The following is a 25018-nucleotide window of genomic DNA, read 5'->3' on the forward strand; positions in this document are numbered from 1 at the left end:
ACTAATTGTGAAGCAAAAGGTTGTTGATGACAGGCTACTACACTGGGATGAGCTAAAAAATGATGATTGGAGTGCTATCTTATTGGGGAATGGTTTTAGCATAAACATTTGGCCAGACTTTAATTACCATTCGTTGTTTGAACTAGCAGAATCCGAAGATATTGATTTCCCATTGAAGGCAACTGCAGTTGAATTGTTCCAAAAGAAGGATACTACTAATTTTGAACAAATTTTAAACCTATTGTTAGGTGCAATACTCGCTGATGAAGTTATTGAAGGTAATCAGAGATTAAAACTTAGAAGACTTTACAAAGGCATTCAAAAATCGCTCATTAGCGCAGTACAAAAGTCTCACGTATCATCAGACAGAGTCAATACTGAACATATATCTACTGAGATGTCAAAATACGACACAGTATTTACTACAAATTATGATCTAATTCCATACTGGTCAATAATGGATCACAATACCAGTAAGTTCAGAGACTATTTCTGGGGCCAAGGAAGTTCGTTTGATGAAAACAACACTAACCTCTGGAGCAAATGCACAAGGATACTTTATCTACACGGTGCATTGCACATTTTAGAGGAACTGGAAGGTGAAACAGTTTGGAAAAATACAGCAAACGAGTTAAACCTCCTTGATCAGTTTCCGGAGACGTTCAGTTCTTTACAACGACCATTGTTTATAACTGAAGGTGATGCAAAACAGAAACTGGCAAGAATATACAGCTCCGGATATCTCAAATTTGCCTATGATGAGCTTAGAGGACATGATGAATCATTGGTGATACTTGGCCACTCACTTGATCTGGATTATGACAAACACCTTATTGATGCTATTGCTGAATGGGACAAGCAAAGAGTTGCGATTAGCGTGTGGCCAGGAATGCCTAGTCCCGACATAATAGAATTCAAGTCACGAATAAACAAACATTTAAGTAAGCACAAACTGCTCTATTTTGATTCAACCTCCCACCCACTAGGCATCGAAAGCCTCAATTACCGAAATAAACATCACAGTATGATCTGAGCCATACGATGGTATCGATGTTGGGGATCAGTCCCATGGTATAGATTCATCCAGATGATCAACCGGCCGCCAAATCGACGGCAAAATTGGAGTTAGTTTTTTCCTAATTTCTTGGTTTCCATTGTTCAACTTTATCCTGCTTGAACCAAATTTAGGACCCAAAAGTTTTCGTCTAGTTTTTGTTGCCATCACGCGTTGCAACTTAAAACGTTCTTCTATTTGTCCTGCGGCGCAGAGTTTACCTATGAGCTTGTCATAAAGGGAATCAATAAGAAGCGGTTCCTCTGTCTCTGCTATTTGCAACGTTAATTTGTGAATGGATTGGTGCATTCTATTACAAACTTTCACAATGCATCCATCAACGATAACACCCGTGATTTCCTTTACCTGGCCAGCTCTAAAATGCTTGTCTTTATGCGATCTCATTCCAAACTTGTTAATCATTGGCTTTACACGGTCATAAATCCACTTCTTGGATATTCTATCACCTGAAAAGGTCAAATCATCTACATAGCAGGTAAAAGTTACACCTGCTTCTTGGCTAAGATCGTGAAGAGCGTCAAACATTTCTTTACAAGACAGATATGCAAGAACCTGGCTGAGTGAACTGCCAGTGGGTATGTGGTCGTCGCAAGTTGTAATATTTGCAAGGATGGCTGATATATCAGGTTCACACTTCATCGTTTCGCGGAAGAAGGTGACGACCTTTGCTCTAGTGACTGAAGGGTAAAACTTTTTGATATCGAGAGTATAGGCTTCTTTCCTGTCGCGATGCGCACGTGCATTAGATAAGTAGGAACAGCCTTTGACTCCAGAGTGTAAATAACTAGGTAGGTGTATTTTCTTCAACAATCTAAAAAGACGATTATGTATGGGCAGTAAAACGCGAGATGGCACTTCAACAGGGCGAAGTTTCCCCTTACTCATAATTGGAAATTTACGGTAAGGAGAATCAGTCCGCATAATGGATTTCAGGTCCGAAAGCGAACCCAGATTAAGAAGGGAAATCAGCTTCTTTTTGCTGCGTAATTTGTACAACGGCGACTGAGTTATGTCGTATTTAATGTCATAGTTTTTTTGCGCCAAAGTGATCATCCTTAGCAACTACCCATTCCATGATCTGTTTAAGTTTAGACGCAAAGCTTAAACGAAATCTTCCTGAGATGGTGTTGTCTTCGAGATTTTCAGAAAACAACATGAGTGATGACATTGGAATATTGAAGAATTTCGAGTATTTATTTAATAACTCTATAGTCACTTCTTTTTTACCGGTTTCAATTTCTGATAAATAGGAATTGGAAACACCTAAATCGCTTGCGAGGTGACCTTGCTTAATATTGTGATACTGTCTTATAAGTTTTAATGCCTGGCCGTTCATATCAAATCCTTTAATTATAAAAAGTAATAGGGGTAATGATCATTTGTCATCATGGTGCTCAAGCAACTTACAGATTAGGTACCCCAACCGTAAGACCATCTTGAGTAATGATGGGTTCCTCAGAACCATTCTTAGGAACTTAGTGATCTCCTGCCACAGACTGTCAAGCCATTTTATCATTTTTCACCTCCTGTAGTAAGCATTGCTTGTCGCAATACTCCTCGCCGTTACAGGAGACAGAGTTCTGTGGTAGTTTTTACCCCTACTATTTGCCTCTTCGCGTCGCCGCGAAGAGGCTCTCCCATCAACCACTCAGGGTCATCCGACTGACATCCGGGTGCCATGCATGGCCGCAGGAAAAGGCAGAGGGCTTACTTAATCCTCCTCGGGGGGCAATACCCCCAGTATTCTAAGGCGAGTAATCTCCGTTCTTGACAGTGGCTGGACTATACAAAACATTTAGCTCGAAGTCAATTAAAATTCGCTGGTAGCGAATTTTTTTTTAGTCGGCCCTGTAGTTGACTTTTGACAACGGGAGTTGCACTCGGGATTGAGTCATCTGACTCATGTAGGACGGGGAAATGGTCTGCAGAGTGAGCGAACCCTAAACTTATTTAAGGCTAAAAAACTCCTTTCGCGGATGAACTGGCGGGTACCCATTTTCGTACTTCAATCCCATTTAAACCCCGCCCCGACCTCCCGATGATCATTTTTGGAGCCTAGAGCGATAATGTTATTCAGTTCTTCGGCTCGCTGATCCTACTTCACGCATCTCTTGCTGCCATGTACTATCGCGAGCCAATCAAATACCTGGTTGTTCAACCTATCGTGCATCACGCTCTTGTTGTACGTGCTGCACCTGCGGCTGTGAACAGGGAACCTCAGTCAGGCAAGTACCGATACAAGGTATCACGGCTGATTCCCAACGCCTTAGCAACCTGCGCCTTCGGCTCGCCTGCTGCAACCCTGCTGGCGATCTCTGTTATACGTTCTGGGGTCATCTCCTGCTTCCGTCCCTTGTAAGCACCCGCTGCCTTCGCAAGCTGAACCCCTTCCTTTTGCCTTTCCTTGATGATAGAACGCTCGAACTGTGCGAAGGCTGCAAGCATGTTAAGCATAAGCTCGCTGAAGTGGTTGTTCTCTTCGCTGGTGAAGCACAGGTTCTCCTTCACAAACTTGACTGTCACACCGCGACCTACCATGTCCTTAACAAGAGCGCGAAGATCGTCAATGTTGCGGCCTAGGCGGTCCAGGGAGTGTACAAGAACTGTGTCGTGCTCCCTTACGTATTCGAGCATGGCCTGCAGCTGGGGGCGGTTAGTGTCCTTCCCTGACAGCTTATCCTCAAACACCTTGTCCATCTTCAGGCCGTCAAGCTGACGCTCAGTGTTCTGCAGGATCGAACTCACCCGACGATAACCAATCACCTTTCCGCTCATGCTCCCTCCCTGTTGTGTGACGCACTGTACGATTTACATCTAACATGTAGCCACTTCGGCGTCAATCACATTTTTCGTACATGCAAATCTGACGCAAAATGTGTCCGACAACAGTGTACGCCTGAGGTATACCCTAATCAGACAGGCATGTAACTGCAAAAGTTTCCACCCCTGCAAAACCTTCCACAAGTAGTTAATATCAAACGAAAAAAGCTATACACCCGGTTGGGGATATGGTATGACGACCTCCTCTTAGCAGATAGCATATCTCATGGAGGTACAGCTATGATTGTACGGGTAGTGGTAGAGAGTGATGAGGCTTCTGATAAAGCAGTTGGGCCGAAGACAATAGATAAATTTCCTGATAACGGTGATGGCAAGTCGGTAAGAAAGGCTGCGTTGGCAGTCCTGATCGAGAAGGGGCAGGTTCCTGCCGATGCAAAGATCGGTTGGCTCACTAATCGGGGAAGGCGTAAGGGGTGTAGCCCTGAAGCCCATTTATTTTTGGATGCTATCAACAATGCCGGATGTCGTGCTTACAGTTATTATAAAAAGTTTGGAAAGCAAAGCCCCAAAAGGGGACAAGGAGGCGAACAGCCACATTTGTTTGTCTCATACTTGCGGGTATCAACACGCGAGCAGTGGGCTGCAAAAGTGGGACTTGAACGACAAAGGTCCAGAAACATTGCCTACATCAAAATGTGCGGTGGTAAACTGCTCAAGGAATATACAGAGGCTGCAAGCGGTCGAAAAAAAGATCGTCCTGAGGTCATGGAAGCGATAAGACATTGTGAAGCCACAGGCGCGACATTGATTGTCGAAACTGTAGACAGGCTAGCGCGTAACGTCCACTTCGTCACTGGAGTTCAGGAATCTAATTTTCCGCTCATTATCGCCACAGAGCCGAATGCTACCCCCGAGAGAATTGTAGAACTCGCAATCTATGCGCAGTACAAAGCAGATCAGCAAAATCAAATAACTAGAGATTCCCTTGCCATATCACGAAAACCGAAGGGAGTAAAAGGCACAGAAAACCTGTGGAAGAATCCTGAGGCTGTCACCAAGGGGCGTATGCGTGGTGCGGCAGCAATGAAGTCAAAAGCTGATAAGAATACTATGATGATAATGCCTTACCTGCAAAGGTATCAGGACGAGGGCACTTCTACTTTTACCGCTATGGCAATGAGGTTGAATGCTGACCAGGTATTAACCGCCAGAGGAAAGCGAGGAGGTTGGACTGGGCAGGCCGTGAAAAATTTATTAGCACGGGCCGATGCTCTTGCTCCACAAGGCAGGGGAGACGGGAAATTGAGGTAGGATCAGCTAACCTTCCTGTCTAGCCGACCCACATTTGCTCGTGTAGGATTGCAACGAACTTGCTACTTCCTCCGGTTCTTAAGGTTCGATGTCATCACGACCCAACAAGGGGGTAATGTCCGCAGACGTTGGCCAGTTATTTGGAGATTGATAGTGATGGGGGTTATCCAATGGCTTTCGTGGAGTAACCTGGGGAAGAAATATTGGAGCCGTTATCGGTACTACCACAATGCTGCACCTTGGCTTCCGCCTTTCGTTCCATTTTCGGTAGAGGGTGATCGTATCTTTAACGCCGTACCATTTGCCAGTTCGCCTGTCCTCCAGTAAATCTCCACGGATAGGAATCTGCTCGCTAAGTGAAATGACCATTTTGTCGCCATCAGGATACGCCTTTAGGTAAACGCCAGACAGGTGATTAAAAAACCGAGGGCGTCCTTGAACTGTAACTGCATGTGCCATTATTATTGAGTTCTCCTTTGGTATGAGCAATTGTGTGTTGAGAGCGCAGGCATCCTCTTGGGGGGAATCCAGGAGGATGTCTGAGTGGAGCATCTGAGAATAAGTCGCCTCCGAGGTGATGAAATCTGCAGGGAAGGAACGGTTCTGAGGAGCCATCTTTGAGGGCTACGACAAGGGCCGGTTGACAAATACAACCAGCCCTTGCTGTTTCGCATTATGCGGCCCTCCTCCTCGAAAGGTCGGAAGTGACAACGCTCCAAAAATCAACAACGGCCTCGGAAAACCCCTCAATCCATATACATCCAGAGTCTGGAAATGTTTCTACTGCAGGCACACCAAGCATTTGTGCGTACTGCGCTAAAAGTATTCTGTCAGCCTCTCGATGGAAGGTTCCGCCGTAACCGTCCTCAGCAGGGTTCAGAATCGGGTTAGAGCCTACAATTGCAATTTCGTCCCATGAGGCTGTGCTTTTCCATAGGTGGCCGGCAGAATAACCATCCTCAAAGGCATTGTAGTAGCCTCCCGCTAAGGCTTCCTGCTCTATATGCTCATATTTTATTTCGGCCAAATGTGCATACGCGCGGTGCAACTCCCCGGTGCGCAAGTAATTCATAGCCTTATCTACATGTGAGCCAATAGACTCGGTGCGGCTGGCAGTATAATCACCTACGAAGCTTCCATCATCTCCGACATATACAGAGGCATCGCCAATACCATTACGTTTCTCTGGTGCCTGTATGGCCCCTCCCGGCTGAATCATCTGTAAAGGTATTAAACCGTCGAGTTCACGCTTGAGGAGATCACAGGCATTAAAGCAGTCATCCCAGTGAAGCATGCCAATACGGCATTTCCGTCGGAACTCGTTACCTGGTTCCTCTATGCTAATTGTAACTCGGCTGAACTGACCAAATTGTGGGCCTGGTTCGTAGAGTCTGATGTCTTCAGGGTCTTGGGTCCTTGCGCTGACACTTCGGATCTTGCTATTAAAGTCTTTACAGGCTCTCTCGGCATCGTGTGAATCGCGGATGATTCTGGACATTCTGAATACTCGGTAGCCCTTTTCTACGCATTTTACCTCTAATTTCAGTGGTTCCATTGTTCTTGTTGCTCTCCTTGTTGTTGGCTCTTTGGCCTCTGTTGAATTTGCGGGAAGTTGGTCCCGTTCCAATGCTGCATCAGTAGTCCGAATGAAGGGATGTAGGGTGATGTACCTTTTCCCCAACTCTTGTCCAGAATTTCTGTATTTAAGATAGGTAATTTAAAAACCCTACATCACCCTGCACCCTACATCGGCTGTGTTAGTCGAACTCATCAAGCAATCCAAGGCCAGTGATGAGAACCCCGTCAGCTCTACGTTTCTTCTTGAACCCTTTATCGCTCAGGGCATGACCAAAAGCTTTTAGGTTCATCTGGTTATCTTCGCTATCTCGCGCCCACTGCTGGTACGCTCCATACAGGCTCCCCGTCTTGGTCTGGCAACCGTCTTTCCTCACACAACAATCAGCGATAAACCGCTCAACCTGATCATTTTCAACGAGGTACGCATTTGTTGCGGTTTCAACGGATTTGGGAACTCCCAGTCCCTCTCTCTGCCACGCATAATAACCATCGACCATCCATCGTAAAATGCCGGAGGCTTCACCCATCAACTTTCGCTGGAGGTCATGATCAACCTTCTCAGGGGGAATGGTGTAGTTGAAAGGAATAAGCCTTATGCGCCGCCAGATGCCCAGGTCAGTCCCGGCAATTTGTGGTTTGTAGTTAGTCGCAAAGAACAGCTTAAACGTGGGCAGGATCTCAATCTGATTCTTCTGGTAAAGGCCGCGAGCAGAGATAACCTCACCGCCCGTCAGTTGCTTCACCAGTGACTCTGCCAACTGCTGTCCTTTCTCACCTTCTGATGCGGTTACGAATCTTGCCCCACGTAAGGCCATCAGGTCGCTTCTTGGTGACCCACCGTCATTGTTCCGCCTTACCATTAAGGTTTCAGGCTGAATCTGGGTAGTGTAATCACCAAGAATTTGTTTGATCGTATTAAGGAAGGTGCTCTTCCCATTACGACCAGCCCCCCAGAGAATAAACATGCACTGCTCAGATGTATCGCCGCTGAGAGAGTAACCAACAGCCTTCTGTACCCAGTGAATGAGTTGCTCATCGTTGCCGAATATCTGCAGGAGAAATTCATCCCAGTAGTCGCAGGTTGCCGAAGGGTGGTATTCAACAGGGACGAGCTTCGTTTGTAAATCTGTTCGGCTATGTTTTATAAAACGCTCTGCACTGAGGTCTATGGTTCCATTTGCAACATTGAGCAGAAAAGGGTCTCTGTCTAAAAAAGTCGAAGAAACGGAAACTCTTTTGTCTATCTGCGCCAACCGGACCATTTCACGGATTTTACCTCCAGAATGGCTGGTTTTTGCCCACCTCAGAATTTCCTGAATCTTATCGGGCGAGGATTCCTGTGCTGTCTCCAGATAGATACTCCGTACTGTAGTCAGCGCCATGGATTCTACTTCTTTGATGCCATCAGGCTGCCATCTGTCTCCCTTCCAAACGAGCCAGCACCCCAGATCGTGGCAGTACAAAAGGTTTTTCCCGTGGTGGTGAAGGAACCTGTCGGCGTTACCTACGTCAGTCAGACTGAATTTGGGAGTTGCTGCATGGACCTCGTTCTTTGTTTCTGATTCTGGTAATGCCATATTGGTAATTTGCCTCCTTTTGTTGCACAGGCGGAATATATTGCACATGTGCAATATTATTGATAAAAGAGAAGCCAGCAACCCGCTAGCTGGCTTTAAATCATTAAATGCTTAGAGCTGCTTCGATCTTATTTCGGACCTCGATTCCTTTAGGCGTTAGAAATACCATAAGCGTCCTTCTATTGTTTATGTCGCTGCGTCTTTCAATGAGGTTGTGACCTATCATTCGCCCTCCTCCCACGCAAGGATTCTCAGGATGGTCCGCTGAATAGTAGCTTAGTGCCAAGGTGTTTCTAGTTAAACTTGAGGGACTCATGTTGAGTCTCTTTCTTAACTCAGTCATCGAAATTTCACCACATTCTGCCACCTCAAGAAATATTAATATCTGCTGTATAGGAATTTCCGCATAAACCTCATTTAGCACATTCATTGCATTTCGGAATCTCTGTAAACCAGTCTTGCTCATAAGTGCCAGCCCTTAAATTAGATTTTATTTCGCGTTTTCCAATGGGAAACAATATTGCACATGTGCAATAGATTGTCAATGCGGAATTCAAGAGGGTAATAGTAAGGCAGGACGGTATACTTAAATAGGTTTCCAATACGGATGAGGAAGTCGGTGAGTACCCCCTTCGTGGGGAGGCGGTTTGGGCTTGCATGCCAAAATGCCAGATGACACCCCACATAAAACAGGAACCAACTCGGTGTCAACCAAATTACCCCCTGATGTTTTGAGCAGTTTTTTGTAGAGCTAGTCTGGCATTGGGCTAGACATACAATCTATCCCCTGATGTCGTCCAAACCGGCAGGGATTTGAAGGAAAGATTAACGCTGTCAATCAAGCCAGGCTACAAACTGCTGGAGTCGTACATTTTTCCAGACAATAGTCGAGCTTGCAGATTGCCTCTAGTAATCCCTGAGCCCTGTAGCGTTTTCCGTATCTCCCTGTGGTAATGCTGCTATTTGCATGACCCATCAATTCCGATATAAGGTTTTCTTGTACGCCTTGCTGTTTCAGGGTGTCGGCAAAGGTATGCCTCAAACTGTGGAAGGTCTTAAGTGGGTCTGTGGTCACATGCTTTCGATTGAATCGCTGATACCACTTCCCGAAAGAGTTACTGTATCCGTTAACCTTGCACCACTTCAAATTCCCCCACAGCCGACTCCCTTCCCGGCATTTCCCCACATGGTCGAGGAACCCCATATTGATCAAGACAGGATGAACAGGTAGCATACGCTTACTCGACAAGTTCTTTACTTTCTTGTCCTTGCAATCGTTGACGTCGAAACACCATATCCCATCGACCTGGATGATGTCCTCTCGGTACAACTGGCAAGCCTCATCGAGCCTCATCCCCGACAGCATACAGATCATGGGAACGTACAGCCTCTCTGGTTTGCTGCTATCTCTGGGGAGATTCCTTAATATTGCCCTCAGGTCCTTGAGATCATAGGCTTTCCGTTCCTCATCAGGTCTTCTGTGCTGCTTAATGTTCATCTCTGAAGCGGGGTTGTCCGTTCGGTATCCCTCCTTGATGCAGTAACTCATAATGGAGTAGAGCCTGGAGAGGTGCTTGTTCACTGAGGTGATGCTCATGGGCGTGGCCAACAGTTCACCGGAATCAATCCGCTGTAGAATTTCAAGAGGCGATTGTTCGGGATAGGTCTTGGAGACATTGGGAGGTAGCTTCAGCAACTGTTCTCTGAAGTCGCGCACCCTCCCCCTGTCAATCGACGCCACGGGTACATCCCCCATAAGGCCAAGGATAAGCCGGAAGACTCCCTTATTCTCCATCCTGGTCTTCGGTGTCCACTCCAGTTCCTTGTCCTTCAAGAATGTGGTCACTACAGTGGCAAGCGTGGCTCCTTCAGACGGTGAGGGTGAGACCTCCATAGTAGCCTTCTGAGCCGCCCTATCGACAGCCCGAGACACTCCCCTACCTTTTCGGCCCAAGAGATTACAAAGGGACTCCTGAGCCTGCAGAGAGGTAATGAACTTTGACCGTAGCAGGATCACAGTCTGGCTAATCCCTTGAAGGTAGGGCAGAGCTGCTGCCTTAGCTTTTCTGAGATCGGTAGTTTTGAGTGACCGTGTGATTTCTGTTTGGGGAATGATACCGAGAAGGTCGAGAGGAGTTCTTACTCTGAGGTGATAATGACCGTTTCTGCTGATGAGGTAGCTGGACATAGAAAAGCCTCGACCCTTTTGTGTGTAGCAAAATGCGCTACACAGAGAGGATCAAGGCTTTAAACTACTGAATTAACAGCAGTATTTGGTATTGGCTGGGGCGCCAGGGATCGAACCTGGGAATGACGGGATCAAAACCCGTTGCCTTACCGCTTGGCGACGCCCCAATATTCTGTTTTTTTCCTACAGCGTCGGTACCGCTACCGCGAACCACCCTCGCGCTGCCGCTATCTCCGCCGCGGCTCTCCGGGCGGCTTCCTCGTCTTCGAAGATCCCGAAGACGGTGGCGCCGCTCCCTGACATCAAGGATCCGGCCGCTCCGGCGGTCAGGAGCATCTCCTTCAACTCGTTAAGCAGTGGATGCTTCCCGCAGGTGACGGGTTCGAGGTCGTTGGACAAAAGCCCGGCTACTTCTGCCGCGGTGCCGTATGAACCGCGAATTATAGTGTCGGTGCCCTTCTCTGTCAATATTAAATTTTGGTAGACCCAGGCAGTGGAAACATGGATGCCGGGATTGACCAGGACCACCCACAGCCCCGGCATCGACTCCATGGCGGTGAGCTTGTCGCCAATTCCTTCCGCCAGCGCGGTTTTCTTGAAAATAAAAAAGGGGACGTCGGCACCGAGCTTCACCCCTATCTCCATGAGACGCTCGTCGGAAAGCCCCAGTCCCAGGAGCTGGTTCACTCCCATGAGCACGGTGGCGGCGTCGCTGCTCCCCCCGCCCAGACCGGCCGCCACGGGAATCCGCTTGTCGATGGCGATGTCGATACCGGTCTCTTTACCGGAGAGCTTCAAAAGCGCATCGGCCGCGCGCCAGGCGATGTTGCCGGGGCCGTCGGGCACCCCCACCTTACCGCAGGTGACCCGGATCCCGGGAGTTCCGCTCAGGGCGATGCTGATCTCGTCGCACAGGCCGACCCGTTGCATGACCATGCGCAGCTCATGATAGCCGTCGGGCCTCTTCCCCAGCACGTCCAGCCGGTAGTTTACCTTGGCGGGCGCCAGTAGTTTCAGTTTTTCCACGACAAACTCCTTCAGCCCCGTCACGGGACAGGATTTATTGATCCTTCATCACTTCGCTCAGAACGCAGGTGGCGTAAGCGCCGCGGGGCAGGGAGAAATCAAAGATCAGGTCGCTGCCATCCTGCCGCACCGAGGCCGCCGAAAGCGGCACCCGAAGCGGGCGGCGCTCCCCTTCCATGCGCAGCCCCCCGGAAAGGTTGAAACTTTCCGGCACCAGTCCCTCGGCGGCCAGGATGCCGGCTTCCAGCTCACCCTGCGCCCCCTTGGCTTCCATCATGGAACAACCGAACATGGGACCGGTCGCGGAAATCTCGAAGGCCTGGACGCGCGGCGCCTCGGCGGCGGCATCCTGAACCAGGAAACAGGCGCCGTTGTCATGTTTGAACGCGACGTCCCCCTCCTCGAGCTGGTCCAGCCGCTCCAGCCTCTGCTCCAGAACCAGGTCAAAGAGGGAGGACTGGAACGCGGACAGGTACAGTCTTTTCATGCGCGGCTGGACCGCGTGAAAAGCCTTCTCGTACGCGTCGGGACGCTGCTGCAGCCTGCCAAGCAGTTCGCGCTCGGTCCGGAAATGGCCCGGGAAAATGGCGAGACTTCCCGCCAGGTCCCCCTGCCGGTATGCCTCGATCGCCTCCCGCCAGCGCTCGTCAGTCACCTGCGCGGGGTCTCCGATAAGGGTGTCGACGGCGGCCTTGAAGTCGCGGCGCAGCATGGCGGCACCAATTGCGTGGCTGTTCCCCTGCACGCCGTAGCGCTGTACACCGAAACGGTTGGGGACCCCCCTGCCGGCAAGAACGGCGAGTACCGCCTCGGCCTGGGCCAGCGCCCCAGGTGCCACATCGCGGACCCTGATCTCGAAGCGGTTCCCCTTCAGGTGCCCAAGCCTCAGCTTGTTGCCGTGCAAGAGCGCGGAGAGCACCTTGAGGCCGGGGATATCCAGCGCGCGAACCTTGTCGGGCGCGACACGGGGGATAGAGAGGGTCTGGCGGGTGATGCCGATGGCGTCCTTCATGCCGGCGTAACCGAAGTCACGTTCCTGCACCCCCAGCGCTTTCGAGAGGCGGCGCACCGCTTCAAGGGTGGTGATGCCGCGCTTCTCGATGACGACGTAGCAATGCTCCCCCTGTCCGCTGGGAAGGTACGCGGGGATCTCCTCGACGATGAACTCCTCGGGGGAGTTCTTTATGGTGCCGCCTGTACCAGGTACCCCGGCGGTTAAGTATCTCTGCACCGTTCCTCCAACCATACGTTTTATGAACCGGCATCATACCCAGTAGGGCACCCCGTTTCAACTTGTTTTGTCACCACGGCGAGATCGTCTTGCCTGCTCTTGACCACATCCCGCGCCAGACCATGGAAACCTTTCCACGACCGCTACAGATGTTAACTTTCAAAGTGCGTATTCCTGGACTGCTGATACTGAACCACTGTTTACCCAAAGCAAACTTTTTTTCAACCAGAAGCATGATCCACTAAGCAAATGCCGTTGCCGCTGATATACTGGTTCGGGAGCAGCTATAACGATGCAAAAGGGGAATGAAGCATGACCAGCAAGGCCAGTGTCAGAAGAAACGCCGTTAATGAGCTTTCCGAAAACCGCAAATGGCTGAGAGAGCAGATCAACCCATACTTCTTCACGTCCATGCAGGACGAGCCGGAAGCGCTGGCGCTTCTGGAACGCGAGCTCCGTTCCCTAAAGGCCAACAGGCGCCTGATCCTGGCTGATCGGGACAAGAGCCTGATCCTCGCGAGGGTCAACGAACCGGGTTCCCTGTACGATTCGCTGCGGCACTTCCAGGACCGGGAAATCTCCTACGCCATGATCACCCACTCCGACGGCCCCATGCCCGGCATGAACCAGGCACTGGAGATACAACGCTTCGAGTTCGACCGAAAGACCAATGAAGACATAAAGGCCTGGAAGGATGTGCAGCTCCCCAAAGGGGTGATCCGCAAGATCGCCGGCGAGATGCGCGCGACGTATCCGGAATTCGACATGAAGGAGCTCGACCGCCTGCTCAAGATCCTCTGGCTCAACAACGAGAGTTACCTGAAGGTGGCCTCGCCGCTGCGCGTGGCCCAGGTGCTGCAGCTGCAGCAGAAGGCGAGCCGAAGCGGCGGGCTGTACCTGCACGTCGAGCCGACACCGGACGTGAAGATATCCAGGGTTCATTTCGCGGTGGCGAACCCTCCGCAGAAGGAGTTCCTCCTGCAGCTCATGGAGGTGTTCAACCGGCTCGACCTGGGCGTCAACCGTGCCTACTGCCTCACCATCTCCAACGGCGTCCACCCCTACTTCCTGGGCACCTTCCTGGTGAACCGGCGTTCCGGCGAGGTGCTGGAACCGGGTTCGGAACTTTACAGCAGGCTGCAGCAGGAGCTCTACAACACCCAGATCGTCTCCACCAAGAGCTACACCTACCGCGAGTTCGTGACCAGCAACGTGATGACCGGCGAGGAGGCATCCCTGGTGAACGCCTTCATCGCCTTCTGCCACACCAATCTCGCCCACAACCAGCCGGACCGTTTCGGGCTGGACGACGTGCAGACCGCTTTCCACGCGCATCCCGAGATGTCGCTGCAGCTCGTGAAGCTGTTCAGGGCCCGCTTCGATCCCGCCATCACCGAGAGCCATCCGCTCTACGGCTCCATCCTGGAAGAAACGGTGCGGGCGGTGAACGACTACAACACCGGTCATCGCTACCTCGACGAGGTGCGCCGCGCCATCTACCGCTGCTGCCTCCTCTTCATCACCCACACGCTGAAGACCAACTTTTTCGTGCTGGAGAAGCAGGCTCTCGCGTTCCGGCTCAACCCGACCTACCTCACCGAGCTGGGCCCCGCCTTCACCGCGGACCTGCCGCAGGCGCTCCCCTTCCGCGTCACCTTCTTCTTCAGCCGCTTCGGGTTCGGCTACCACATCGGCTTCTCCGACATCGCGCGCGGCGGCTGGCGCACCGTCATCGCCCGCAACATGGATGACTTCATCACCAATTCGAACACCATCTTCAGGGAGAACTTCGTGCTGGCGCACACCCAGCACCTGAAGAACAAGGACATCTACGAGGGGGGCTCGAAGCTGGTGCTGATCCTCGACTCCTCTGACCTGCAGCGCGGCAGCGAGCGCCAGATGGAGAACTGGCGGCTGTACAAGCTGCAGCACGGCGTCGTGAACGCCTTTTTGGACATCTTCGTGACCGATCACGGGGTGGCCAGATCACCCGCCGTGGTGGATTACTACCGCGAGGATGAGCCTATCGAACTGGGGCCGGACGAGAACATGCACGACTCCATGATCGAGAACATCGCCCGCATCTCCAAGCGGCGCGGCTACATCCTCGGCATCGGCATCATGTCCAGCAAGGAGGTGGGGATCAACCACAAGGAGTACGGTGTCACCTCGACCGGTGTGGTGAAGTTCGCCGAGATCACCATGGCGGAGGTGGGGATCGACATCTATCGCGATCCCTTCAGCGTCAAGTTCACCGGCGGTCCCAACGGAGACGTGGCGGGCAACGCCATGCGCATCCTGCTGGAGCGCGCCCCGCAGGTGGCGATCAAGCTGATCCTGGACGGCACCGCGGCGCTATGCGACCCGGAAGGGGCGGACCGCAAGGAACTGGGGCGGATCGTGCTGCGGCAGGATCTCGATGCCTTCGACCCCCAGGCGCTGCACCCGGGGGGGTTCCTTTTGTACAGAAGCGGCAGCCGTCGCGACGGCCTGCGTGAACTGTACCGGAAAGTGAGCAAAACCGCGGAGGGGCTTAGGGAGGAATGGATCTCCACCGATGAATTCTCCAAGGTCTACGCAAGCCTCCCCTTCACGGTCAAGGCCGAACTTTTCATCCCGGCGGGGGGGCGCCCCGAGAGCATCGACAAGGACAACTGGCAAAGCTACCTCCTTCCCAACGGCACCCCTTCGACGGGAGCTATCGTGGAGGGAGCCAATTCCTTCATCACCCCCGAGGCGCGCGTGCAGCTCCAGAAGAAGGGGGTCATCATCATGCGTGACGCCTCGGCCAACAAGTGCGGGGTCATCTCCTCATCCTACGAGATCATCGCCAACCTGCTCCTTACCGAGACGGAGTTCATGGCGCACAAGGAGCGCTACGTGCAGGACGTCTTGGAGATACTGGAGCAGCGCGCGGCGGACGAGGCGCGGCTCATCCTGAAGCGGCGCCGCGAGCAGCCGGGACTTTTGTGCACAGAAATTTCTGACGCCTTGAGCGGCGAGATCAACGAGCAGTACGCGACCATCTACCGCTTCTTCCAGAACCGGCCGCAGCTGTGCCTGCAGCCCATCTACAGGAAGGCGATCCTCTCGCACCTGCCCAAGATGCTCAGGGAGGAACCGAAGTACGCAAGGCGCATCAAGAACCTGCCGCAGAAGTACCTGTTCGCCATCCTGGCCGCCGAGATCGGTTCATCGCTTGTCTACCGTGGCGACCGTGAGGCAGACTTCGAGGCGACCCTCAAGGGGCACCTGGTGCGGATGTTCGGGGAGTAAAAGCACAAAGAGGGGGGCGTGATGATCACGCCCCCCTCTTTTACCTAATGCGACGGAAAGCAGTTCCCCCCCCCGTCTCCCAGGCGTACGTCGGAAGAACATTACAGTTCCCCCCTCCTGCTACTTCACTTTGTAGTGCATGAAGTAAATCTGCTTCCCCTCGGCCATGAACTTGCGCATGTACTTGGAGAGGTGGTAGCCGGGGAACTCGTGGCGGTAGAGATCGGGGCCGAACTGGTTCTCCAGGTCGGCAACCTCGGGGAGCGCGTTGGCGACATCGATACCGTAGTCGTCGAAGTCGGTGGCGAAGAAGAAGTCGGCACCGGGAACCATGTAGTCCAGCAGGAACTCGATGAACTCCCGGTTCACCAGGCGCCGCTTGCGATGCCGCTTCTTGGGCCAGGGATCGGGGCAGTTGATGTAGATGGCGGAGAGGCTTCCCTTGGGGATGCGGTCGGTGACGAACAGGCGGGCCTCGTCGCGGATGACACGCACGTTTTTGACGCCGTGGCTGTCCATGCGGCGGCAGGTCTTGTAGCACCCCTTGTTGTAGAAGTCTATGGCGATGAAGTTGGTATCGGGCTGGTCCATCGCGGTCTTCAGCATGAAGTCGCCCACGCCGCAGCCGATCTCGAGGGCGAGCCTGTTGTCGTTGCCAAAGACGCTCTGCCAGTCCGGCGGGCTGGGAAGATCTTCCAGTTTCAGATAGTTTGGTGATTCGATGTGAATGAAGGATTGCGTCATCGGTACCTCTTGCGTTTTTTTCGCGGGGGAACATAACACAAAAACCGTGTCACGCAAAGCCGCAAAGGCGCAAAGGGGAACTTCGCCCAAAAACCCAAAGGCTTAACGCAGAGACACCAAGGCGCGAAGACGCTAAGAAAAGCTGGATGCAAAGGGAAAACCATCAAACCTCAGAGACTTTGAATTAACGCAAAGCCGCAAAGGCACAAAGAGGGACTTGGCCCAAAAAACCAAAGGCTTAACGCAGAGACGCCAAGGCGCGAAGACGCTAAGAAAAGCTGGATGCACGGGGAAAACCATCAAACCTCAGAGACTTTGATTAACGCAAAGCCGCAAAGGCGCAAAGATGGGACTTGGCCCAAAAACCCAAAGGCATAACGCAGAGACGCCAAGGCGCGAAGACGCTTAGAAGGGGTGTGACGAGAGAACACATCACGATTCGGCTGTTTTCTTTGCGTCTCTGCGGCTTGGCGCCTTTGCGTTAAAGCTTCTGATTTTACCCTCGCCTCCCTGTCTTCCTTTCTGTCATTGCCATTTCTTGTACAACGTGCTAATTGTATCCGGTTGAAATAAGGCAAAAAAGGAAAACACAAACATGAAATTTTCAGAGCTGCAGCTGCCGGAACTGGTCCAGAAAGGGATCGATGAGACCGGCTTCACCGACTGCACACCGATACAGGAAAAGGCGCTGCCGCTTTCCCTCACCGGCAAGGACGTCGCTGGCCAGGCCCAGACCGGCACAGGCAAGACCGCTACCTTCCTCATCACCGTCTTCACCAAACTGCTGAGCCAGCAAAAGACCGGCGCAGTCAACCATCCCCGCGCTCTCATCCTCGCCCCCACCCGCGAACTGGTGGTTCAGATCGAGAAGGACGCGCAGGCCCTGGGCAAACACACCGGCTTCACCATCCAGGCCATCTACGGCGGCGTGGACTACATGAAGCAGCGCGACGCGCTGAAGGCCGGCGCCGACATCGTCATAGGCACCCCCGGACGCCTCATCGATTACCTGAAACAGAAGGTCTACTCGCTCAAGGACATCGAGGCCCTGGTGATCGACGAGGCGGACAGGATGTTCGACATGGGCTTCATCGCCGACCTGCGCTTCATCCTGAGAAGACTCCCCCCCTATGACAAGCGCCAGAACCTCCTCTTCTCCGCTACCCTGAACACCCGCGTCATGGAGCTCGCCTACGAGTTCATGAACATGCCGGAGAAGGTCTCGGTGACGCCGGAGCAGATGACCGCCGAACGCGTGGAGCAGGTGCTCTACCACGTGGCGCGTAAAGAGAAATTCCCGCTGCTCCTCGGCCTCCTGCGCAAGATGGGGATGGAACGGACCATGATCTTCGTGAACACCAAGCGCGAGGCGGAGTACCTGCAGGACCGGCTCAACGCCAACGAGTTCCCCGCCAAGGTCATCTCCGGGGACGTCGAGCAGAGAAAACGGATGAAGATCCTCTCCGACTTCAAGGCGGGGCTTCTGCCGATCATGATCGCCACCGACGTCGCCTCCCGCGGCATCCACATCGAGGGCGTTTCCCACGTGATCAACTACGACCTGCCGCAGGACTGCGAGGATTACGTGCACCGCATCGGCCGCACCGCCCGCGCCGGCGCGGAAGGGATGGCGATCTCGCTCGCGGACGAGGACGGGGCCTTCTTCATCGAAGCCATCCAGGAGTTCATCAAGCAGAAGATCCCGACCGAGTGGGCGGAGGACGACATGTTCGTCCACGACTACAAGAGAACGGCCAGACCTCCCCGCCGCACCGATGAAAAGACCGGCGGCAGGGGGGGCAAATCCGGCGAGCGCGGGGGAAAGCCCGGCCGCGGCGAATCGCGCGGCAGAGGCGGCAAGCCGGTTGAGAAGAAGAAGGAAGTCGCCGGGAAGCCGGCGCCGGACGAGATCAAGGAAGTTGCCGCTGCCGAGGGGGACGCTGAGGGTGCCGCCAAGCGCAAACGCCGTCGTCGCAAGCCCAAGGCGAAGACCACGGAGCAGCAGCCCGAGCAGCCGTGACCGGAAAGGGACGTCCCCCTCGCAAATACTCCCAGGCGGGCAGGGTCCACGATGTGATCCGCCTCATCGAGGCTCGGCACGGCATCTCCGTTGCCGAGCTCGCCGAGGAGACCGGCGTCAACAAGCGCACCATCCACCGCGACCTGGTCGCCATCCAGGAGGCGGGGTACCCGCTCATCTCCGACTGGCAGGACGGCGAAAAGGTGTACCGCTTCCTGACCCGGTTCAAGGACGTCCCTCCCATCAGCTTCACCCTGCAGGAGCTGATGACCCTTTCGCTTTTGCGCTCCCAGCTGGATCTCCTCAAGGGGACCCCGTTCATGGAGGACATGCAGAGCGTCTTTCGCAAGGTGAACTCGGTGCTGCCGCCGCGTCTCGCCGCGCACATGGAGCGCATCGCCGAGGTCTCGCTGCCGCTTTTACAGGGCAAGCGCGACTACTCGCGCTGCGCCGAATACCTGCAACTGATCCGCAACGCCCTGCTCTACCAGCAGACCGTCGTCATTTCCTACCGCACCCCCAACCGCCCCGAACCGGTCGACTACCGGGTCGATCCCTACACGCTCCTTTTTCAGAAGGGGGGCATCTACCTCCTCGGATACGCTCAGCAGCGGGAGGCGCTGCGCACCTTCGCCGTCGAACGCATCTGCGCCGTCGAGACGCTGAAGGAGCGCTTCGAGATTCCGGAGGGATTCCACCCCGGATCGGCACTCGGTGAAGCCTTCGGCATCGTGGCCGAGCCCCCCATGAACGTGGTGATCCGCTTCTCCGCCTCCATCGCACACGCCATCAGGGACCGCGTCTGGCACTCGTCGCAGAAGTTCGAGGATCAGGGGGACGGAACGCTGCTCCTGAAGTTCCACGCGGGGGGCAAGATGGAGATCCTCGCCTGGCTCCTCTCCTACGGCGCGCACGCGGAACTGCTGCAACCGGCGGACCTGCGCGAGGAACTCGCGGGGATGGTGCAAGCAACGGCGCGGGTGTACGCCCCCCCTCCCGGCCCCTTCCCCTCCGGGGGCGGCGACACGTGAGGCACCTGGGCCACTGCTGCGCCTGAACCGACGGCGACCCCTTTCTTCCGGCTGCATCGGCAGTCCCGGAGCAGCGCTCCCCCTCCCCCGTCACTCACCCTGCGTTGACAACCATTTTCGTTCCGTATATAAAAAGACCTTCAGATTCAGGAGGGCTTTTAATGGCAGAGGCAGCAGCGACGACGAAACTGGCAGAAATCATCCTTAAACGCATCCGCTCCCGCGGTGACATCACCTTCGCCTCCTTCATGGAGAGCGCTCTCTACGAACCAGATCTCGGCTACTACACCTCCCCCGGGCGCAAGGTTGGCGCCGAGGGGGATTTCTACACCAGCATGAACGTGCACAGCGCCTTCGGCCGCCTGATTTCGCGCGAAATCGGGCGATTCTGGGAACTGCTGGGATGCCCCGACTCCTTCACCGTCGCCGAAGCCGGCGCCGGGGGGGGACAACTGGCACAGGACATCCTTGACGCCGTTTCCGAGGAGAATGTCGGGTTATACGCCGTCTTGACCTACCGCCTCATCGAGAAGGAACCGTCCCTCAAGGAGGCCCAGGCCTCGCGCCTTGAGCGGCACGCCGAACGGCTGGCGTGGAGTTCGCCCCAGGAACTGGCCGACGGCCAGCTGAAATTCACCGGCTGCATCATCTCCAACGAACTGTTCGACGCCATGCCGGTGCACCTGGTCGAAATGACGGAGGACGGCCTCAAGGAGGTGTTCGTCTCGGCCGACGCGAGCGGCTTCCGCGAGAGACTCCTCCCCCCCTCCACGCCGGAACTGGATGCCTACCTGCGCACGTTCGACGTGCGGCTCATGCCCGGCCAGCGTGCCGAGATCAACCTTGCCGCACCCACCTGGATCGCCTGCGCCGCCGCTGCACTGGAGCGCGGTTTCGTCCTTACCATCGATTACGGCTATCTCTCCGACGAGCTTTACACCCCCCAGCGGCGCAACGGCACCCTGCTCTGCTACCACAAGCACAGCACCAACGAGGACCCGTACCGGCTGGTGGGCGAGCAGGATATCACCACCCACATCAACTTCAGTTCGCTGGTCGAGGCGGGCAAGGAGGCGGGACTTGCCGCGGTCTGGTACGGCGAGCAGTACCGCTTCCTGCTGGGCGTGGGGCTCATGGAGGAACTGATGCAGCTCGTGGCCCAGGCGAAGGACGAGCATGAAAGCCTGAAGCACCGGCTCGCCATCAAGAAGCTGATGATGCCCGAAGGTGGGATGGGCGATACCTTCAAGGTGCTGATCCAGGCCAAGGGGGTGCAGGACCCGCAGCTTTTGTGCATGAGAAAGTGGGGGATGGGGCTTTGAGCATCAAGGCCATCGTCTTCGACCTGGACGGGACGCTGTACCAGGAGGAGCGGCTGGGGGAGGAGGTCAACCGGAGCGCCATCCTCTACGTCGCCGATCTGAAGAAACTTTCCCCGGCAGAGGCCGAAGCGCTCCTCGAGGAGACCCGCACGGCCGACGGCGCGGGGGGCACGCTGAGCCGCGCAGTGGTCGCCCTGGGTGGAACCCTGCAGGAGATGCACAGACGGTTCGCCGCCGACTGCCACCCCGAGAAACTGCTCAAGCCGGACCGCCGTGTCCGGGAACTGCTGCAACTCCTCTCAACCCGCTTCCGGCTGCATCTCTACACCAACAACAACCGCGACCTTTCCCGCCGCATAATGGCACAGATCAGGGTGGACGACCTGCTGGACCGGGTCTTCACCATCGAGGACTACTGGATCCCGAAGCCCGACCGCAGGATCATCGAGGACATCCTGGCCAAGATCGGCTGCCTGCCGCAGGAAACGCTCTTTGTCGGCGACCGCTACCGCGTCGACCTGGCAGTTCCGGAATCCATGGGGTGCCCCGTCTTCGAGATGAAAACCACGGAAGAGCTGCTGACACTGGCAGATCTGGTACACTGATAGCTCGATGCTGAGACAGACTCCCGCCCTGATACTGCCTGCGCTGTGACAAAGAGAAAGCCACAGACACGGGCAACGGCGCAATGCCAGTGCGGGTGTTTTGACCGGCAGGATGCCTGAGAAACTTGTATTTCGAGGAGCTAGTCATGGCACACCGGTTGGAAAAAGACACCATGGGACCCGTCGAGGTCCCGGAGGGGGCCTACTACGGCGCCCAGACGCAGCGCGCTGTGAACAACTTCCCCATCTCCGGCCTTAAGCCGCACCAGGCGCTGGTGCGGGCCACGGTGCGGATCAAGAAATGCGCGGCCATCGCCAATATGACCACGCACAGGCTTGCCAGGGACCTCGGCGAGGCCATCGTCAAGGCCGCCGACGAGGCGCTCGCCGGGGAGTTCGCCGGCCAGTTCGTGGTCGACCCCTTCCAGGCCGGCGCGGGGACGTCGCACAACATGAACGTGAACGAGGTGCTCGCCAACCGCGCCAACGAGATCCTCGGGGGTAGCTTAGGCGAGTACGCCCGGGTCAACGCCAACGATCACGTCAATATGGCGCAGTCGACCAACGACGTATTCCCGACGGCGATGCGGCTGGCGGCGCTGGAGCTGGCGCAGGAGCTGGATAACGAGCTGCGCGACCTCTCCGACGCCTTCGCCCGCAAGGGAATCGAATTCGACCACATCCTCAAGTCGGGGCGCACCCACCTGCAGGACGCGGTGCCGATCCGCCTGGGGCAGGAGTTTTCCGCCTGGGCCATCGCCATCGCCAACAACCGCTCCGGCATCGAGCGCACCTTCGCGGGGCTGCGTGAACTGGGAATCGGCGGGACCGCGGTCGGGACGGGGCTGAACGCCGAGGAGGCCTTCATCGACCTGATCGTGGAGGCGCTGGCACGGGAGACCGGCCAGGAGCTGATACGGGGCGACAGTCTCGTGGAACGGATGCAGAACATGGATCCCTTCGTCGCCCTCTCCTCCAGCGTCAAGGGGGCTGCGGTCAACCTGATCAAGATCGCCAACGACCTGCGGCTGCTCTCCTCCGGCCCTCGCACCGGCCTTGGCGAGATCAACCTCCCGGCAATGCAGCCCGGCTCATCCATCATGCCCGGCAAGGTGAACCCGGTGCTCCCGGAGGTGACCAACATGGTCTGCTTCCAGGTGATGGGGTGCGACCTCACCGTGGCGCTGGCGGCGCAGGCCGGACAGCTGGAGCTGAACGTGATGATGCCGGTGATAGGCTTCAACCTGCTCTTCGCGATGGAGATACTGAAAAACTGCCTGCACCAGCTGACTTCCCTCTGCGTCACGGGGATCACCGCCAACGAGGAGCGCTGCCGCACCTTCCTCGACCAGTCGGTGGGGCTCGCCACGGTGCTGGCGCCGAGCATCGGCTACGCCGCGGCGGCCGAGGTCGCCAAGGAATCCGCCAAGAGCGGCAAGAGCATCAGGGAGGTGATCCTGGAGCGGGGCATACTGACCGAGGAGGAGCTCGAAGAGGTGCTGGCCCCCTACCCGCTCACGACACCCGGGGTGCACGGCAAGGAGTAGCCGTAACGAGAACAACGAAATAGAGCCGGCACTCCCCTCCCCCCCCCTCCGGGCACCCTCTCCCGACGGTAGAGGGATTGGTGGAAGATCATCGCGAATCAAGGCGGCCATCGCCGTCCCCGGCGCAGTGTCGGCTGGCTTTGCAATTATTGTAAAAATCCTATAGACTCATACCTGTTCCAAACCAAAGCTCACTGGAGGAGTACATGACCGAGGAAGTAAAAGCAATTCTGGAGAACATCAGGCCGGCGCTTCAGGCGGACGGCGGCGATGTTGAACTTGTAGAAGTAACCGACGACGGCATCGTCAAGGTGCGGCTGGTTGGGGCATGCGGCCACTGCCCGATGTCCACCATGACCCTCAAGATGGGGATCGAGAGGACCATCAAGGAGAAGATCCCCGGCGTCAAGGAAGTCGTCTCCGTCTAACGGGTATCCCCCTTAGTCGTAACACCCGAAGCGCGGAAGTAACCGTTGACGTTATTTCCGCGCTTTTCGCTTATGGGCCCAGGACCATGACCAGCGTGCGGCGAAAAAGAAAGCAGTTGCTGTTTCAGACCGCGAAGTTCTTCGACTTCTTCCGGAGGAACACCGAGGCCGTTACCTTTTTGGGGAACCGCGCCACGCTGTACCGTTACGGGTCGGAGTTCTTCACCGCTCTTTTGGAGGCGCTGCCGCTGGCCCGCGAAAGCATCTGCCTGGAGTTCTACACCATCGCCGACGACGAGACCGGGCGCATGGTGGCAGACGGGCTCATCGCCGCCGCCTCGCGCGGGGTCCGGGTCTACGTCCTCTACGACTACATCGGCTGTTTCGAAACCCCTGCCGCTTACTTCAAAAGGCTCGCCAAGGGAGGCGTCAATTGCGCCCCCTTCAACCCGCCCCCCTTCCGCCGGGGGATCGCCTGGTTCGACAAGCGCGATCACCGTAAACTCGTGATCATCGACGGATGGCGCATCTTTACCGGCGGCATGAACATAGCCGACGTCTACTCCGGCTTGGGGAAGAAGAAGACCAAGTGGCGGGACGTGGGACTGCGCATCGAGGGAGAGGCGGGGCTCGAACTTTTGCGCCTGTTCCGCGAAACCTGGAGCGAGGAGGCGGGCGTCCCGCCGGTGGGATGCGACCCCGCCCCGGTGCCGAAACTTGACGGCGATGCCAAGGTCATGGTAGTGAACGGCGGACCGCACCAGAAGCGGAGCTTCATAAGAAGCGCCTTCAGGGTCGCCATCGCGGGCGCCTCCGAAAGCGTCACCATCGCGAGCCCCTACTTCATACCGGGTCCGCGGGTGATCCGGTCGCTGCTGCGCGCGGCGGGACGCGGGGTAAGGGTGAGGCTCCTGCTCCCCTACAAAAGCGACGTCCCGCTGGTGCGCCTGGTGAGCCGGACCTATTACGGTCAGCTTTTGAAAAACGGCGTGGAGATCCACGAGATGGACAGCGCCGTCCTGCACGCCAAGGTGCTCCTCATCGACGGCAACTGGACCATGGTCGGCTCCGCCAACATGGACCTGAGAAGCTTTCACAGGAACTATGAGCTGAACGTGGTGGTGGACAGCCACGCTTTCGGCGCGCAGGTGGCCGACATGCTGGAGACCGATTTCGCCGGCACGCGGCGCATCGTGCTGCACGAACACGAGAGGCGCGGCTGGCCGGTGCGCGCCCTGGAGCGCCTGTTCAGCCCGGTCGCCTGGTTTTTGTAATACC

Annotated in this window: 20 protein-coding genes and 1 tRNA gene; 10 read left to right on the forward strand and 11 right to left on the reverse strand. The window is 55.4% G+C overall.

Translation table 11 applies throughout. The annotated features are described in order from the left end of the window. Nucleotides 1-7 precede the first annotated feature (7 nt). The gene (locus KP001_RS08555; protein ID WP_217289100.1) at nucleotides 8-1033 is read left to right on the forward strand and encodes a DUF4917 family protein; all 1026 of its coding nucleotides are present in this window, start codon (nucleotides 8-10) and stop codon (nucleotides 1031-1033) included. 27 nt (nucleotides 1034-1060) lie between these two features. Here KP001_RS08555 and KP001_RS08560 read toward each other — a convergent pair whose 3' ends face one another. The 3 genes from KP001_RS08560 to KP001_RS08570 form a co-directional block, all read right to left on the reverse strand. Then, nucleotides 1061-2119: a reverse transcriptase family protein gene (locus tag KP001_RS08560; protein ID WP_217289101.1), complete on the reverse strand. Its 1059-nt coding sequence runs from the start codon at nucleotides 2117-2119 to the stop codon at nucleotides 1061-1063. Beyond that, nucleotides 2100-2411, reverse strand: coding sequence for a helix-turn-helix domain-containing protein (locus KP001_RS08565; protein ID WP_217289102.1), 312 nt, complete (start codon nucleotides 2409-2411; stop codon nucleotides 2100-2102). The genes KP001_RS08560 and KP001_RS08565 overlap by 20 nt, the downstream gene beginning before the upstream one ends. An 881-nt stretch (nucleotides 2412-3292) precedes the next feature. Beyond that, entirely contained in the window at nucleotides 3293-3850 is a 558-nt protein-coding gene (locus KP001_RS08570) for a recombinase family protein (RefSeq protein ID WP_217289103.1), read from the reverse strand. 285 nt (nucleotides 3851-4135) lie between these two features. Between KP001_RS08570 and KP001_RS08575 the strand changes: the two genes are divergently transcribed. Beyond that, complete coding sequence (locus KP001_RS08575; protein WP_217289104.1) at nucleotides 4136-5167, forward strand: recombinase family protein; 1032 nt, start codon at nucleotides 4136-4138, stop codon at nucleotides 5165-5167. 673 nt (nucleotides 5168-5840) lie between these two features. Here the strand turns inward: KP001_RS08575 and KP001_RS08580 are convergent. From KP001_RS08580 to truD, 7 genes are all read right to left on the reverse strand, one after another. Next, nucleotides 5841-6722 carry a hypothetical protein gene (locus KP001_RS08580; protein ID WP_217289105.1) on the reverse strand — a complete coding sequence of 294 codons (882 nt, stop codon included), beginning with the start codon at nucleotides 6720-6722 and terminating at the stop codon, nucleotides 5841-5843. Between the two features lie 202 nt (nucleotides 6723-6924). Then, nucleotides 6925-8322, reverse strand: coding sequence for a DNA primase family protein (locus KP001_RS08585; protein WP_217289106.1), 1398 nt, complete (start codon nucleotides 8320-8322; stop codon nucleotides 6925-6927). 103 nt (nucleotides 8323-8425) lie between these two features. Further along, on the reverse strand, nucleotides 8426-8788 hold the full coding sequence (locus KP001_RS08590) for a MarR family winged helix-turn-helix transcriptional regulator (protein ID WP_217289107.1): 363 nt from the start codon (nucleotides 8786-8788) through the stop codon (nucleotides 8426-8428). Nucleotides 8789-9160: 372 nt separating this feature from the next. Further along, the gene (locus KP001_RS08595) at nucleotides 9161-10510 is read right to left on the reverse strand and encodes a site-specific integrase (RefSeq protein ID WP_217289108.1); all 1350 of its coding nucleotides are present in this window, start codon (nucleotides 10508-10510) and stop codon (nucleotides 9161-9163) included. Between the two features lie 92 nt (nucleotides 10511-10602). Beyond that, a tRNA-Gln gene (locus KP001_RS08600) sits at nucleotides 10603-10677 on the reverse strand. Nucleotides 10678-10693: 16 nt separating this feature from the next. Then, nucleotides 10694-11536, reverse strand: a complete 843-nt coding sequence (gene ispE, locus KP001_RS08605) for a 4-(cytidine 5'-diphospho)-2-C-methyl-D-erythritol kinase (protein WP_217289109.1) — start codon at nucleotides 11534-11536, stop codon at nucleotides 10694-10696. A 34-nt stretch (nucleotides 11537-11570) separates the two neighbouring features. Then, on the reverse strand, nucleotides 11571-12767 hold the full coding sequence (truD, locus tag KP001_RS08610) for a tRNA pseudouridine(13) synthase TruD (RefSeq protein WP_302466983.1): 1197 nt from the start codon (nucleotides 12765-12767) through the stop codon (nucleotides 11571-11573). A gap of 312 nt (nucleotides 12768-13079) precedes the next feature. Here truD and KP001_RS08615 point away from each other — a divergent pair, with 312 nt between their 5' ends. Further along, nucleotides 13080-16043 (forward strand): NAD-glutamate dehydrogenase domain-containing protein, encoded by a 2964-nt coding sequence (locus tag KP001_RS08615; RefSeq protein ID WP_217289111.1) that lies wholly within the window; start codon nucleotides 13080-13082, stop codon nucleotides 16041-16043. Between the two features lie 120 nt (nucleotides 16044-16163). Here the strand turns inward: KP001_RS08615 and trmB are convergent, their stop codons facing one another. After that, nucleotides 16164-16787, reverse strand: coding sequence for a tRNA (guanosine(46)-N7)-methyltransferase TrmB (trmB, locus tag KP001_RS08620; protein ID WP_217289112.1), 624 nt, complete (start codon nucleotides 16785-16787; stop codon nucleotides 16164-16166). A gap of 595 nt (nucleotides 16788-17382) precedes the next feature. Here trmB and KP001_RS08625 point away from each other — a divergent pair. From KP001_RS08625 to KP001_RS08655, 7 genes are all read left to right on the forward strand, one after another. Then, nucleotides 17383-18807 carry a DEAD/DEAH box helicase gene (locus KP001_RS08625; RefSeq protein ID WP_217289113.1) on the forward strand — a complete coding sequence of 475 codons (1425 nt, stop codon included), beginning with the start codon at nucleotides 17383-17385 and terminating at the stop codon, nucleotides 18805-18807. Then, nucleotides 18804-19838, forward strand: coding sequence for a helix-turn-helix transcriptional regulator (locus KP001_RS08630; RefSeq protein WP_217289114.1), 1035 nt, complete (start codon nucleotides 18804-18806; stop codon nucleotides 19836-19838). Before KP001_RS08625 ends, KP001_RS08630 begins: the two co-directional genes overlap by 4 nt. A 161-nt stretch (nucleotides 19839-19999) precedes the next feature. Continuing rightward, entirely contained in the window at nucleotides 20000-21160 is a 1161-nt protein-coding gene (locus tag KP001_RS08635) for a class I SAM-dependent methyltransferase (RefSeq protein ID WP_217289115.1), read from the forward strand. After that, complete coding sequence (locus tag KP001_RS08640) at nucleotides 21157-21765, forward strand: HAD family hydrolase (RefSeq protein WP_239027943.1); 609 nt, start codon at nucleotides 21157-21159, stop codon at nucleotides 21763-21765. Before KP001_RS08635 ends, KP001_RS08640 begins: the two co-directional genes overlap by 4 nt. A gap of 146 nt (nucleotides 21766-21911) precedes the next feature. After that, nucleotides 21912-23312, forward strand: a complete 1401-nt coding sequence (locus KP001_RS08645) for an aspartate ammonia-lyase (RefSeq protein WP_217289116.1) — start codon at nucleotides 21912-21914, stop codon at nucleotides 23310-23312. Nucleotides 23313-23518: 206 nt separating this feature from the next. Then, a complete protein-coding gene (locus KP001_RS08650) occupies nucleotides 23519-23740 on the forward strand; it encodes a NifU family protein (RefSeq protein ID WP_217289117.1) in 222 nt (73 codons plus the stop codon). 86 nt (nucleotides 23741-23826) lie between these two features. Continuing rightward, nucleotides 23827-25014: a phospholipase D-like domain-containing protein gene (locus KP001_RS08655; RefSeq protein WP_217289118.1), complete on the forward strand. Its 1188-nt coding sequence runs from the start codon at nucleotides 23827-23829 to the stop codon at nucleotides 25012-25014. The last annotated feature ends 4 nt before the right edge of the window (nucleotides 25015-25018 follow it).

The sequence above is a fragment of the Geomonas subterranea genome, assembly GCF_019063845.1.
Classification (GTDB): Bacteria; Desulfobacterota; Desulfuromonadia; order Geobacterales; family Geobacteraceae; genus Geomonas; species Geomonas subterranea.